This is a genomic window from Catonella morbi ATCC 51271 (genome assembly GCF_000160035.2).
Lineage (GTDB): Bacteria > Bacillota > Clostridia > Lachnospirales > Lachnospiraceae > Catonella > Catonella morbi.
On sequence record NZ_KI535369.1, the window covers coordinates 403,975 to 418,081 of the forward strand.

A 14,107-nucleotide genomic window follows, 5' to 3' on the forward strand; every position below is an offset into this window, starting at 1 on the left:
AGACAGATGGCAAGAATGATTTTCATAGGTTTGCTTGCATTTTTTGCAATAGCCTGCATCGGTATCGGGTTTGGGATGTATTATTGGATGAAACGGACTATGGTTGATGGACACCCAATAATAGACCAGCCTGTAAATGAACAGACAAGAACGGATAAAATGGGAATCGGAGAATTGTTGGTATATGTTTCTCTGATTGTTATTGCAGCCCTGCTTGCAATTTCTGTTATGCAAGAAGGAGGAAGCGGTTCTGCCATCCTTGCAAAAGCGATTCTTCTGCCGGCAGTTATGGCACTTTTTAACGCAAGAAAGCGCACAGGCAAAGCTATGCTTGCTCTGGTAATATCATTTATGATTGCATTGTTTTTGATGATGGCAAATCTCCTTATCGGACTGCCTCAAAAACCACCTGTACTGACTATAAATAATGTGCCGATATCAGTAACAAAAACAACTGTTACCGACTTGCTGAATAGTGGTTTTGATATCTATATCAAGCGTACAGACAATCCTGACGTGGAGTATAAGGAGCTGATTTCTTCGGGAAGTTATGAGAAATATCCGGCGAATCGCAGTGTAATGGTTGAAAAAGGCATTCGCCGATCTAATAGCTCTATACCATATCCTAATATTATTGCCCGAAATGGGGTTATTCTTGGAAGCATGCAGTTATATGGTGATGAGGCGAAAGATATGGTATTAGAGGACTGTAAAATTCTTAGCTTCATACTTGATGAAGATTGTATAGCTATTGCAAAAGAAAACTCAATCTCATATAAATTAAATGGTATGGATTTGCTGTCTGTTCTGAAAAAAGAAAAATTGAAAAAGAAATTCGGTGAGCACTTATGGTCGGTTCCAGACAATAAGGCAGATATGACCCAGATGTTCTATGGATTGAAATGGGGAAACAATAGTAGTTATCTGTTTTGGAATGAGTATTATGCAACAATATGCTTTGATAAGGAGGATCATATGACTTTCTTTGAACTGTTTGGAGAGATTGCAAGAGAGTAAGCCTTGAGGTGAAAAGGGGTATAAAACTGACTTTATTGTCGTAATAAGTTTAGGGGGTGAAACTATATGAGAAATCATGAAATTACGAGGTCACAAAATCTTTTGGACAAAAACGGGAATGTTGCCGAGCCCGGATGGTCAAGAAAACAGTTCCAGAGGTATAGGAGGAAGGATATAAAAGCTCCGGCATCAAGGATTAAAGAATGGGACTATTACCTTATATTAAATAAGGATTTCGGCATAGCCCTTACCATGTCTGATAATGGTTATCTGGGCTTGCAGTCTGTAAGTTTTCTTAAGTTTACAGGAGAGCCTTTTGAACATACGGAAACGATTTTAAATCCGTTTCCTATGGGTAAGCTTAAAATGCCGGAAACAAGCTCTAAAGGAAACTGTTTCTATAAAGATAAAAGGCTGACTCTGTCCTATGAGATTATTCCGAATCCTTCGGGAAAAGGCAGAAAAAGGCATATAATCTGCAATTTTAAAAACTTTTATAAGGGAAAGCCTTTCAAATGCAACATAGTCCTTGATGAACCTGAGATGGACAGCCTGGTAATAGCTACGCCATGGAATAAAAAACACGCTTTTTATTATAACCAAAAAATAAATTGCATGAGAGCTTCGGGAGAAGTACAGTTTGATGATAAAATCTATAGATTTAACCCTCAGACAGACTTCGGCACCTTAGACTGGGGACGTGGGGTATGGACTTACGAAAATACCTGGTACTGGGGAACCTGCAGCTGTGACTTGGACGGACACAGCTTTGGCTTTAATATAGGCTATGGTTTTGGCAATACAACGGCCGCAAGTGAGAATATCCTGTTTTATGACGGAGTAGGCCATAAGCTGGATGATATAATGTTTGTGATACCGGGTGACAATGGACCGGATCCGATTAAGGATAAGGGAGAAGAAGTTAAACCGGGTGGCAGAGACCGCAAACGGGTAATTGACTATATGGAGAAATGGAAGTACATATCTTCAGACGGACGGTTTGAGATGGAATTTGAGCCGATTATTGACAGGAAGGCAAACATTGACCTAAAACTTATTTGCTCGGATCAACATCAGGTATTCGGAAAAATGAGCGGTACAGCCATTCTTGATGACGGCAGGAAGATAGAGCTTAAGGATGTGCTTTGCTCTGCGGAACATATATACAATAAGTTTTGATAAGAACACAGTAATATCTACAACTGCACTACAGTTGTAGTATAATCTGCTTTTGCGGAAGGGGATATTAAAATGACTGAACAGGATATAGTTAGGTTGCTTAAGGGACAAAAAGAATATTTTAACTCAGGACTTACAAAGAGTTTTGAGTCGAGGCTGACTTCGCTTAAAACCCTGAAAAAAGCAATAGAGAAGAATGAGGATGAACTGTGTAAGGCGTTAAAGAAAGATTTGGGTAAGAGCAGGGCGGAAGCGTTTATGTGTGAAATAGGGCTTACCCTGTCGGAAATAAGCTGGCTTGTAAAACACTTAAAAGGACTTATGTGGAAAAAGCGAGTACATACTCCGCTTGCTCAGTTTGCGGCTAAAAGCTTCAGAAGCCCGTCACCTTATGGGACAGTGCTTATAATAAGCCCTTGGAATTATCCTGTGCTGCTTACACTGGAGCCTCTTGCAGATGCACTTGCGGCAGGGAATACAGCTGTATTAAAGCCAAGTGCCTATGCTCCGGAAACTTCAAAAGTATTATGCAGAATGTTAAAAGAATGTTTTAAATCGGAGCTTGTATCTGTTGTCACCGGAGGCAGGGCAGAAAATCAGGCACTTTTAAGACAGAAATTCGATAAGATATTTTTTACAGGCAGTAAAGACGTGGGCAGGGAAGTCATGCGCAGTGCCGCAGAGTATTTAACCCCTGTAACTCTTGAACTTGGCGGTAAGAGTCCCTGCATAGTGGAGAAAAGTGCTAAAATAAATCTGGCTGCAAAAAGAATAGTCTTCGGGAAATTTTTAAACTGTGGACAGACCTGTGTTGCACCTGATTATATTTTATGTGATGAGAGTATAAGGGACAGGCTTGTATCGGCAATCAAAAAGGAAATAGCAAAGCAGTTTGGGGAAAAACCACTTGAGAATCCTGATTACGCGAAAATAATTAACAAGAAGCATTTTAACAGATTAAAAGGGCTTATTAATCCGGAAAAGACGGTTTGTGGCGGAACTTGTGACGAAGAGATGGAAAGAATAGAGCCTACAGTAATGACGGACATAACCTGGGAGGATGCCGTTATGGGTGAGGAGATATTTGGACCTCTGCTTCCGGTACTTACCTATAAAACCTTAGTCGAGGCTGTTTCTGTTATTGAAAGCCACCCACACCCTCTGGCATTATATTGCTTTACTGAGAATAAGAGGGTTAAAGAGGGTATATTGAAAAAATGCAGATTTGGCGGAGGCTGTATAAATGACGTGGTAATTCACCTGGCTACAAGCGAAATGCCATTTGGCGGAGTGGGAGAAAGCGGAATGGGCTGTTACCATGGCAAAGCGGGCTTTGAGGAATTCAGCCATATAAGAAGCATAGTAGACAAGAAAACCTGGATGGATATGCCTGTACGCTACCAGCCTTACACGGGGATTAAGGAGAAGTTTTTGAAGTTGTTTTTGAAGTAATAGTATATAACTTTATCTCAAATAATTGGGTTTAATTATAGAGAATTGTTAAAAGGTCAAGTCTTACTGTGGTTGCATGCAGGTAAGCGAGTCTGTTAATATGACTCGTTGTCCGTAGAAATAATATAGAAATAATAGAAAGTGTTACTGAAATTATGAGCACAATTTATGATATTGCTAAGAAAGTGGGACTGTCTCCATCAACTGTTGCAAGAGTGTTAAGTGGTAGGGGCTATTCCAGCAATGCTGCTAAAGAAAAGGTCATGTCAGCGGCTGATGAGCTTAAATATACACCTATACATGCAGCTAAGGCATTAAAAAGTAAAATAACCAATACTATTATGATGTGTATACCGGATATTACAAATCCATACTACTTTAATATTATAAGCAATGTTTGTGATGTGATGGAAAATGGCGGATACAGAACAATTTTAACCTATACTCATCATAATGCGTTAAAAGAGCTTTCGCTTATGGAATCATTGAAAGAACGTTATGTTGATGGATTGATTATGGTTTCTTTTGATTTTAATGAGAAACTGCTTAATGCGATGAAAGAATTGGAAATGCCGGTGGTTTTACTTAATCATTATAACTATCCGGATTTTGCCGGAGTATTTGACTGTGTATATATTGACCACAAAAAGGCAACACAAATTGCTACTGAATATTGTATTAAGAAGGGACATAAGGAAATTTTATTTCTTGGAGCGAATAAAAAAGAACAAACTTGTATAGAACGTTTATCGGGATATGAAACGGCTTTAAGTGCAGCAGGATTGAAATTTAATCAATCACTTGTATTAGAAGCGGATTATACTATAGAAGGAGGAAAGAGAGCCTTTGAAACTGCACTCAAATCAGAGACTTCTTTTTCTGCGGTAATTAGTTGTAATGATTTGATGGGAATTGCCTGTATGAATGTTTGCCGTGAACAAGGGAAAAAAGTACCGGATGATATTTCGTTGGTTACTCTTGATAATACTGACTATTGTCTCTGTACTACACCAAGACTTACGTCTGTTGATATGATGCAAAATCAAATAGGAATTTGTGCGGCACAATGTATGTTGCAACAGATTAATAAAGAGAGAAGATATAAACAGACTTTAGTACTCTCGCCGGAACTTGTGGTACGGGACTCAGTTAAGGAGCTACACCGAAAATAATTAATTATGATTTTATACATATTGTGAAAACGGTATCACATAAAATATAGTATAAACTGGCTGAATATTATAAAATAACTATTGACTTTTTGTGCAATATGGTATATATTCTGAATCATAGAAGATAAAACAAGGTATAGGTTATATATTTGTGTGACATCGATGTCATAAAATGTTACGAAAAATATATTTATACGGATATATTGTTATCTTCAGTGTTGAGTACGTAAAAGTTTGATACATAGGAAGGAGGAGTTATTTTGATGAAAGTATTAAAACAAAAAAGTATTAAGAACATGGTTTTAGCCCTGGTATTAGCAGCAGTATTTTCAGTATCTGCATGTTCAGGTGCAAAAACTTCACAGGGAACCGATTCACTCACAAAGAGTAAAACAAGCATGGAGCAGAACACTGATTCAAAACAAACGGGAAGTTCAGGCACGGATAAAAACGGAGAAAAGGTTACCCTTCACTTTTGGACTTTCCATACAAATGCCGAGCGTGAATTCATGGAATCATTGGGTAAGCGATATGCAGAGGTTAATCCAAATATAGAAATAGTGTATGAAAGTATCCCTGAATCCGATTATATGAGTACAAAACTTACAACTGCATTTGCTGCCGGGGAAGGACCTGATGTTTTTGTTATGAGTCCGGGAGATTTTCTTAAATATGCCAATAGTGGTGTGGCTAAAGATTTGACACCTTATTTTACCAAAGAAATGCTTGATGATTTTTTGCCAAGTTCTATAGATGCGGTAAAAGTGGATAATAAAATTCTTGCCGTTCCTTTTGAAGTGGAACTGTTAGGATTGTACTATAGAAAAGACATGTTTGAATCGGCAGGTCTTACGCCACCTAAAACTTGGGAAGAATTCAAAAAATGTACCAAAGAATTAACTACCGATGAAGTGAGCGGACTTACCATTGAACCAAGCAAAGGATATTATCAAAACTTTGCGTGGTATCCTTTCCTTTGGCAGACCGGCGCCAATGTTTTGAATGCTGAGACAAAAACAGCTACATTCAAAGGAGATGGTGTAGAGAAGGCATTACAACTCTGGCATGATTTAGTTGAAGCCGGCGCGCCAACTAAACTGTCGATACCGCTATCAACTGATATAACTCCGCTTGGTAATGGTGAAACAGCAATGCAAGAATGCGGGACATGGGCTATTGCAGCCATAGAAAGTCAGTATCCGGATTCGCAAATTGGTCTTGTCCCCCTACCTGTACCGGAAGGAGGAAAAGCTGCTACCTGTGCAGGCGGATGGAAAATGATGGTAAACAATAACAGCAAATATGCTGAAGAAGCAGCAAAATTTGTTATGTGGGCTTTTGCTGAAAATACGGATATTCCGCTTGAATGGTGTACCAAAGTAAAATTTGCTTACTCACCAAGAAAGTCAGTAGTTGAAGCGGGTAAAGATATTTATGGTAAGGGACTTAGAAAAATATTTACTGAAGAAATATACGATTCTGCTATAGGAGAACCAAGATATCCTGCCGAAATAGTAAATGCAGTCGGAGATGCATTGCAAAATGTTATGCTTGCAGGCGGAAACCCTAAAGAAGAAGCTGAAAAGGCTAACCGTAAAATTGAAGAATTCCTTAAAAAATTTAATGGAGGAATGTAATCCGTTTTGCTAATTGTTTTAGACATTGGTAATGTATGCATAACAATAGAGTAGAAAGAAGAGGCGACATGAAGAATAAATCGTTTTTGTCCAGAAAGGTAAAAAACAATATTTTTGCTTATCTGATGCTGTTGCCTGATATGTTGGGCATTGCCTTATTCATATTTATTCCGATTCTGATAGCGCTTTATGTAAGCTTTCATGAGTGGAATGCGCTTGAACCAATGAGATTTGTAGGACTGGATAACTACAAGGCTATGTTGCAAGATACAGATTGGCAAAAATCTTTGCTGATTACTGTTTGCTATACAGCTTTATTTGTCCCTTTATTGTATTGTGTATCTTTAGGTTTAGCGCTTTTAATACAGTCAATTAAAGGCAAAGTCCAACATATATTTCGAACTGTTCTATTTTTGCCATACTCAGTTTCTACAGTGGTGGCGGCACTAATTTGGCGCTTTATGCTGGATCCGCGTAATGGATTTTTTAATCAGATACTTAGATTTTTTCATATACCGATACAAGGTTTTTTGGGAAATCCCAAACAGGCATTATTATGTATAGCAGTTATCTCGGTATGGATGTTGTGCGGTTATTATGCAATAATATTTTTGGCAGGAATTAAGGATATTCCGAAAAGCTACTATGAGGCTGCCTGTTTGGATGGAGCTGATGAATTGCAGACTTTTTTCTATATTACTTTTCCGTTATTAAAAGAAGTGAGTGTGTTTGTTATTGTTGTAACAACTATTTCATCATTTCAGGTTTTTGATCTCGTAAAAATACTGACAAACGGAGGCCCTGCACAAAGTACAACAGTTTCAGTATTTTATATATATCAAAATGCGTTTGACTTTACTAAATTAGGATATTCTTCAGCAATGGCATTTGTTCTCTTTGTGCTTATTATGTTGTTTAGTCTGATACAGTTACGACTGACAGGTGAGGTTGCAAAAAAATGAAAAAACAAACAGGGTTATCTCAGGGAATTAAAATTATTACTGCATCAATATTATCTTTTGGAATGGTTTTTCCTGTTATACTGATGATAATTTCATCTTTTAAACCATCAAAGGATGTATTTGATATGCGCTTATTACCGCGCAGAATTACGCTCGAAGGTTATCAGAAGGTATTGGAGCAGGGTTTTGGAAGATATTTCCTAAATTCATTGATTGTGTCATTGACCGTCACGGTTGTTGCATTGATTTTTCATGCTATGGCAGGATATGTACTTGCAAGAGTCGAGTTTAAGGGACGTCAGACAATTTTTCTTTGGATATTAAGTACATTGATGGTACCTTTTGCAGTTATTATGATTCCTTTGTTTATTATGATGAAAGAATTCAGTTGGATTAATACTTATGCAGGATTGATTATTCCGGCTATTCCACATGCATATGGAATATTCTTATTCAGACAGTTTTTTATGACACTTCCTGACGATTTGGAAGAAGCGGCGGCGATTGACGGATGTTCAGCATTTGGAATATTTAGGCGAATTTATTTGCCGCTTTCGTCACCTATAATTGTAACGCTGGCTGTGGCATTTTTTATAGCAAATTGGAACAATTATCTTTGGCCTCTGATAGTAAGTCAGAAGAAAGAAATGTGGGTACTGCAGGTTGCACTTTCTAATTTTGTGGGGCGCCTTGATACGCCTTGGAATACGGTAATGGCATCAGGTGTGACATCGGTACTTCCGGTAATCATCATATTCTTTTTCCTACAAAAAAGAATTGTTGACGGTGTTAAGATGAGTGGAATTAAATAATAATATTTTAAAGAATAGGGGCATCTGATTATGTATAAATATCAGACAAGTAATTTGTCAAATATATTTTTAAGAAGAGAAGTTAAAAGAATGAGAGAGTCATCGTATGACCGGACCGGGGGCAATGATGACAGAATCTATATAAAACCGGGAAGTATAGCTACAATTGCGGACATTACCGGACCGGGTATTATTACTCATATATGGATGACTTTAGCTAATGAGGGATTTATACAGGAAAAATATAATTTAAGGAAAGCTGTTCTAAGAGCGTATTGGGATAATGAGAAAGAGCCAAGTGTGGAAGTGCCTATAGGTGATTTTTTTGGTATGGGCCATGCAATGACGCGCAATTTTGTTTCCGCACCATTGCAGATGAGCCCGGAAGATGGACAGGCATTTAACTGTTGGTTTCCGATGCCATTTAAAAAACATGGACAGATTACCGTAGAAAATGAGTGTGACACGGACTTAATATTGTATTATTATATTGATTATGAAATTGTTGAAGAGTTGCCTGAAGATGTCCTCACTTTTCATGCACAATGGCGTAGGGAAAATCCAACCAAAGGTAAAAATCCAAAAAAATTCAGCTCACATCGTGCATTCTGTTTTGAAGGAAATAATACTGATGGTAAAGAAAATTACGTACTTATGGAAGCAAAAGGGAATGGGCATTATGTAGGTGCTAATATAAATATACATAATTTGAATAAAACAGCTCTATGGGATTGGCCGGGAGAAGGTGATGACATGTTCTTCATTGATGGGGAGCCTTGGCCACCGAGACTACATGGTACAGGAACGGAAGATTATGTAAACATGGCATGGTGTCCTACACAGAATTATAGTGCGCCATATCATGGATTAATATTAGGCGGAGAAGATAATTGGAAGGGTAAAATTACGTATTACAGATATCATATACAAGATCCGATTGTATTCGATAAATCTATTAAAGCGACTTTTGAACATGGACATAATAATAATAGAAGTGATGACATCAGTTCCACAGCATATTGGTATCAAAGTGAACCTCATATGAAGTTTCCGAAGCTGCTTCCTGTTGAAAAAAGACTTCCTATAGATGAGGAAAGTTGGAGATGGGATGAATAGGTAAAATACTTATATATTGGACAGACATATGCCAATCATTTGGGATATATTTTGTAGATTATCCATACCAAAATCAAGTAGAGAAAATTTGAATTTGGTATGGATATTTTATCTGATATTACTATAAACAATTATAGACACAAAGTACTTATCCGTTTTATCTCTTAACCCTTGCAGACTGGCCTGACATCAAGGCTTCAACCTCAGGTTTTCTTGCCATTGAGGTATCGCCCGGTGTAGTCATTGCAAGTGCACCATGTGCTGCGCCGTAGTTGACAGCCTTGGCCGGATCGCCTGTTTCCATAAGACCATAGATTAAACCGGAAGCAAAGCTGTCGCCACCTCCTACTCTGTCAAGAATTTCAAGCCCTTTATATTCGTTAGCGTGGTATATTTTACCATCTACATAAAGCATTGCAGACCAGTCATTTACAGTAGCGGTTTTAACTTCACGAAGCGTAGTTCCTGCTGCCTTCCAGTTGGTATACACCTTTGTAGCTTCATTTAACATAAGCTTATAGCCGTCTAAATTAAGAGAAGTTAAATCTTCAGCATTTCCCGGAACTTCAAAGCCGAGGCAGGCGGTATAATCTTCTTCATTTCCTATCATTACATCCACATATTTTGCTATTTCGCGGTTAACTTCCCTGCACTTTTCCAGACCGCCTATATGCTTCCACAGAGAAGGGCGGTAGTTCAAATCATAACTTACAATAGTGCCGTACTCTTTAGCCTTTTTAACAGCTCCTATAGTAAACTCTGCGGTGCTTTCAGAAAGAGCTGCAAAAATACCGCCTGTATGAAACCATCTTACACCGAGTTTACCAAAGAGGTGGTCAAAATCAAAATCTCCCGGTTTAAGCTGGCTTGCAGCGGTGTTTGCTCTGTCAGATATGCCGAGTGCACCTCTTGCGCCATATCCTCTTTCGGTAAAATTAAGTCCGTTTCGTACTGCTCTTCCTATACCGTCAAAATCTTTCCATACGATAAAATCAGAGTCTACCTTGCCGGCATCTATCATTTCTTCTATGAGGTAGCCTACATCATTTTTGGCAAGTGAGGTTATAACTGCTGTTTTAAGTCCGAAGCATTTAGCAAGTCCTCTTGCTACGTTGTACTCCCCGCCACCCTCATAAGCGTTGAAGCTTCTTGCGGTTCTTATTCTGCCCTCGCCCGGATCAAGGCGCAGCATTACCTCTCCCATTGACACCTCATCATAGGTGCATTCACTTTTACTTTTAATTTGTAAATTCATATGTCCTCCATTCATATACCCCAAACTTGGAATTGTAATAAAATCTTTGATTTGAGCACTTAAGCTTAGATTTTAGTTTTTAATAATTATGTTTATTTGTTAACGTCTGGCTGATTTAGTAAAAATTAACGTACGCTTTTAAAAATATCCATAGCCTCTTTTGAAAGCCTAGTTATTTCATCCCATTTTCCGTCTTTTATAAGATCCTTTGTACAAAGCCAAGAGCCACCGACAGCTGCAATCTTGTCAAATTCAAGATAAGCGGTGAGGTTAGACAGACTAACTCCGCCGGTAGGCACGAATTTGAGATTAGGGAAAGGAGCGGAAATAGCCTTAATGGTTTTAAGTCCTCCGTAGTTTTCAGCAGGGAAGAATTTAATAACCTTAATATCTTCTTTAATAAGCTGCATTACTTCTGTAGGAGTAACAGCACCCGGAAGCATATATACACCAAGTTCTTTGGCATATCTGATTACTTCAAGGTCACTTCCCGGAGAAACGATGAATTTTGCTCCTGCATCAGTTGCTGCCTTTGCCTGCTCTTTTGTAATTACAGTGCCTGCTCCCACTATCATATCAGGCACGTTTAAGGCTATCTGTCTGATAGCTTCCTCAGCAGCAGCAGTTCTAAATGTAATTTCACAGATATTAATTCCTCCGGCAAGCAAAGCCTTCGCAAGAGGAACAGCATTAGCCGTATCCTCCAGTACTACTACCGGAATTACCCCACAGTTTTCAATAATTTTGTACAATGACATAAGCGCCTCCTAAATATTTTTATAAAAAATTACTAAATGATATTGACATCGAAGCCATTATAGCATAAAATATGATATAAGTAAACGGTTACGTAAACGTTAATCATTAATTTGTTTGAACGAAGAGTTTACTTTAAGTCTATAGTTTGGAGATGGATGATTTTATGAAGAACGCTTTAGGTACAGTTACTATAAAGGATATATCAAAAAAATTAGGGATATCTTCGGTTTCTGTTCACAGAGCACTTAAGGGCAAAGAAGGAATAAGTGATGAACTTCGTGCCAAGATTCTGAAAACATCAAAGGAAATGGGGTATGTGGAAAATTATGCGGCAGCTTCGATTAAAAGAAAGACTGAGAGAATAGCCGTAGTTCTCCCGAAAGGTAAATGGGAGAAAAAAATGTACTTCGACTATATTTGGCTTGGAATTAAAAAAAGTGCGAAGGAATTGAAGGGGTTAAATGTGGAAACCATACCCTTTGTATGTGATGACGAAGATCAACAGCTTGCACAGCTTAAAGAAATAGCTGAAGCAGGTTCCGGTGAATATGGCGGAGTTATAACAATCTCATTTACCAGAGCCCCTGAAGTACTTATGCAGTTGCAGAGATTATTGGCACAGAATATAAGGGTTTTAGTTATAGACGATCATATTGAAATTCCCGAAGGGCTTATCTGTATTCATCCGAGAGAAGTACAGGTAGGAAAGGTAGCGGCTGAGCTTGCTACGCTTATAACTCCTGAAAAAGGAAGAATACTGGTATCGAGCGGTCGCGCTGATTACAAAAATACATGAAGGTCGTTTGAACAGCTTTTGTAACTATATAAAAGAACATAAGCCGGGATTGGTATTAGAGTTCGTAAAAGGTTACACAAGAAAAATGAATCCTAAGGGTGAACTTTATCAAAACACCTGTGAAGCACTTGATAAGTATGATGATGTTTGTCTGATGTATGCCCTTACTTCACATGACAATGTGGCTTTTGTAGAAGCGGTTGAAAGAAGGAAAGGGAATAATAAAGTAAACATAATCGGTACAGACTTAAATGAGGAAACTTTAGAATTTCTCAAGCAGAAGAAAATGGTGGCGGTTATAGACCAAAATCCTTATAAAAAGGGATATATTGCTTTTAATGCCATGGTTGACTGTCTTATTAAAAATCTGCCTGTACCGGATGTGATGTTTTGCAAAATTGATATTGTTCTTGAAAATAATGCGGAACTTTACAATGTACAATAGTTAATGTTTGATTATGAAAGGTTTTGTACATATTTTTTCGACTGATAAGGATGTGCAAAAAAACTCATATATATAATTTTATATCCAAAAAAGGAGGATTGTTTTATGAAAAAGAAATTTTTACAGAGAATTGGGGTTGCAGTAATTTCCGGGGCTATGGTGGTATCAGCATTGGCAGGATGTGGAAATAATGCAAAAACAGACAAGTCTTCTACCGTCAGCACAGCTAAATCAGCATCAACTAAATCAGGGACAAGCAGTGCTGCAACAGGTTCTGATGCAAAGAAGTTCAGCGGAGTAAAGCTTGTATACTGGTCAAGCTGGGAAGCTACAGAACCTCAGGGAATGGTTGTTGCAGAGGCTGTTGAGGCTTATGAAAAAGAAACAGGTGTTGACATTGAGCTTGAGTTTAAAGGACGCAAAGGTATTAAAGAGGGCTTAATCCCTGCACTTGACGCAAACCAGCAGGTAGACTTCTTTGATGGTCAGGGAAATAAGAGCAATTATGGTGATCGTATTATAAATCTTGAAGACTTAGTTAAGGAGCATAATTATGAGCCTCGTACCAATCCGACAATGATAGCTCTTTTCAGAAGCTATCATGATGGTGTACTGAAAGAGATACCTTTCCAGTTTAGGGCCAATGCTTACCTTTACAACAAAAAGCTTTTCAAACAGGCAGGTATTGAGAAGGCGCCTGCTAACTGGGATGAGTTTTTAACTGCTTGTCAGAAACTTAAAGATGCAGGAATAACTCCTATTACTACAGATGATGCATACGTACCTCAGGCATTTGGTATGCACCTTGGAAGACTTGCCGGAGTTAAGGGCTTAAAGGAAATCATAAACGGAAATGGTTGGGACAGACCTGAAGTTTTACAGACAGCTAATGACCTTGCAGATCTTGCAGCCAAGGGATATTTCTCAGAGCTTGTAGCTTCAAACGTATACCCTACAGGACAGAATACAGAGTTTGCAACAGGTAAGGTTGCTATGTACTGTGTAGGAACATATATGGTTAACGAAGTTAAAAATATTACCGGTCCTGATTTCGAATGGGGATTCTTCTCATATCCTGCGGTAAATAATGGTGTTAACGGAACAGAAACAATGGTTATAGGTGGGCAGAGTTTTGCCATCACATCAAAGTGCCAGAATAAGGAAGCTGCTTTTGGATTTATCGAGAAGATGACAAGAGGAGAATTTGATGCGAAGTTGGCCAGAGAAAGTATAAGCATTTCTGCCGATACCGAAAATAAAAATTGGCCTGAGCAGCTTGCGGATGTAAAGCCTTACTTTGACAATTGCAAGGAGATTATGGGTAATGCAGAAAGTAATCCTGAAATTACACCTGCATTAAAGGAAAACTTAATTAAGCTTTACTCCGGAAAAATTACAGGCGCAGAGTTTGTTGAAAACATGAAAAAGGCAGCAGGAAAATAAACTATAGGCCTTATTTGTGATAATATGTAATTTGCAGCAGAACTTGTAAATATGCATAATAG

The 14,107-nt window shown here is 38.2% G+C and carries 13 protein-coding genes; 11 read left to right on the plus strand and 2 right to left on the minus strand.

Translation table 11 applies throughout. The features are described 5' to 3' along the window. Positions 1–6 precede the first annotated feature (6 nt). The 8 genes from GCWU000282_RS12530 (at position 7) to GCWU000282_RS12565 (ending at position 9,347) form a co-directional block, all read left to right on the plus strand. The gene (locus GCWU000282_RS12530; RefSeq protein WP_023355518.1) at positions 7–1,017 is read left to right on the plus strand and encodes a hypothetical protein; all 1,011 of its coding nucleotides are present in this window, start codon (positions 7–9) and stop codon (positions 1,015–1,017) included. A gap of 66 nt (positions 1,018–1,083) precedes the next feature. Then, complete coding sequence (locus GCWU000282_RS12535) at positions 1,084–2,196, plus strand: DUF2804 domain-containing protein (protein ID WP_023355519.1); 1,113 nt, start codon at positions 1,084–1,086, stop codon at positions 2,194–2,196. A 72-nt stretch (positions 2,197–2,268) separates the two neighbouring features. Further along, positions 2,269–3,648 carry an aldehyde dehydrogenase gene (locus GCWU000282_RS12540; RefSeq protein WP_023355520.1) on the plus strand — a complete coding sequence of 460 codons (1,380 nt, stop codon included), beginning with the start codon at positions 2,269–2,271 and terminating at the stop codon, positions 3,646–3,648. Positions 3,649–3,803: 155 nt separating this feature from the next. Continuing rightward, positions 3,804–4,820, plus strand: a complete 1,017-nt coding sequence (locus GCWU000282_RS12545; protein ID WP_023355521.1) for a LacI family DNA-binding transcriptional regulator — start codon at positions 3,804–3,806, stop codon at positions 4,818–4,820. Between the two features lie 263 nt (positions 4,821–5,083). Next, positions 5,084–6,457 carry an ABC transporter substrate-binding protein gene (locus GCWU000282_RS12550; protein WP_023355522.1) on the plus strand — a complete coding sequence of 458 codons (1,374 nt, stop codon included), beginning with the start codon at positions 5,084–5,086 and terminating at the stop codon, positions 6,455–6,457. A gap of 68 nt (positions 6,458–6,525) precedes the next feature. Then, positions 6,526–7,419 (plus strand): carbohydrate ABC transporter permease, encoded by an 894-nt coding sequence (locus GCWU000282_RS12555; protein ID WP_242828957.1) that lies wholly within the window; start codon positions 6,526–6,528, stop codon positions 7,417–7,419. After that, positions 7,416–8,231: a carbohydrate ABC transporter permease gene (locus GCWU000282_RS12560; RefSeq protein ID WP_023355524.1), complete on the plus strand. Its 816-nt coding sequence runs from the start codon at positions 7,416–7,418 to the stop codon at positions 8,229–8,231. Before GCWU000282_RS12555 ends, GCWU000282_RS12560 begins: the two co-directional genes overlap by 4 nt. Before the next feature lie 30 nt (positions 8,232–8,261). Then, positions 8,262–9,347 (plus strand): glycoside hydrolase family 172 protein, encoded by a 1,086-nt coding sequence (locus tag GCWU000282_RS12565; protein ID WP_023355525.1) that lies wholly within the window; start codon positions 8,262–8,264, stop codon positions 9,345–9,347. Positions 9,348–9,504: 157 nt separating this feature from the next. Here the strand turns inward: GCWU000282_RS12565 and GCWU000282_RS12570 are convergent, their stop codons facing one another. Both GCWU000282_RS12570 and GCWU000282_RS12575 read right to left on the minus strand, forming a co-directional pair. After that, positions 9,505–10,602 carry a sugar kinase gene (locus tag GCWU000282_RS12570; protein WP_035040754.1) on the minus strand — a complete coding sequence of 366 codons (1,098 nt, stop codon included), beginning with the start codon at positions 10,600–10,602 and terminating at the stop codon, positions 9,505–9,507. Between the two features lie 125 nt (positions 10,603–10,727). After that, positions 10,728–11,360 carry a bifunctional 4-hydroxy-2-oxoglutarate aldolase/2-dehydro-3-deoxy-phosphogluconate aldolase gene (locus tag GCWU000282_RS12575; protein WP_023355527.1) on the minus strand — a complete coding sequence of 211 codons (633 nt, stop codon included), beginning with the start codon at positions 11,358–11,360 and terminating at the stop codon, positions 10,728–10,730. Between the two features lie 164 nt (positions 11,361–11,524). On the opposite strand from GCWU000282_RS12575, the gene GCWU000282_RS17165 reads away from it, so the two are divergent. The 3 genes from GCWU000282_RS17165 (at position 11,525) to GCWU000282_RS12585 (ending at position 14,045) form a co-directional block, all read left to right on the plus strand. Beyond that, on the plus strand, positions 11,525–12,157 hold the full coding sequence (locus GCWU000282_RS17165) for a LacI family DNA-binding transcriptional regulator (protein WP_242828958.1): 633 nt from the start codon (positions 11,525–11,527) through the stop codon (positions 12,155–12,157). A gap of 7 nt (positions 12,158–12,164) precedes the next feature. After that, the gene (locus GCWU000282_RS17170; protein ID WP_242828959.1) at positions 12,165–12,602 is read left to right on the plus strand and encodes a sugar ABC transporter substrate-binding protein; all 438 of its coding nucleotides are present in this window, start codon (positions 12,165–12,167) and stop codon (positions 12,600–12,602) included. 105 nt (positions 12,603–12,707) lie between these two features. Further along, entirely contained in the window at positions 12,708–14,045 is a 1,338-nt protein-coding gene (locus GCWU000282_RS12585; RefSeq protein WP_023355530.1) for an ABC transporter substrate-binding protein, read from the plus strand. Positions 14,046–14,107: the final 62 nt, after the last annotated feature.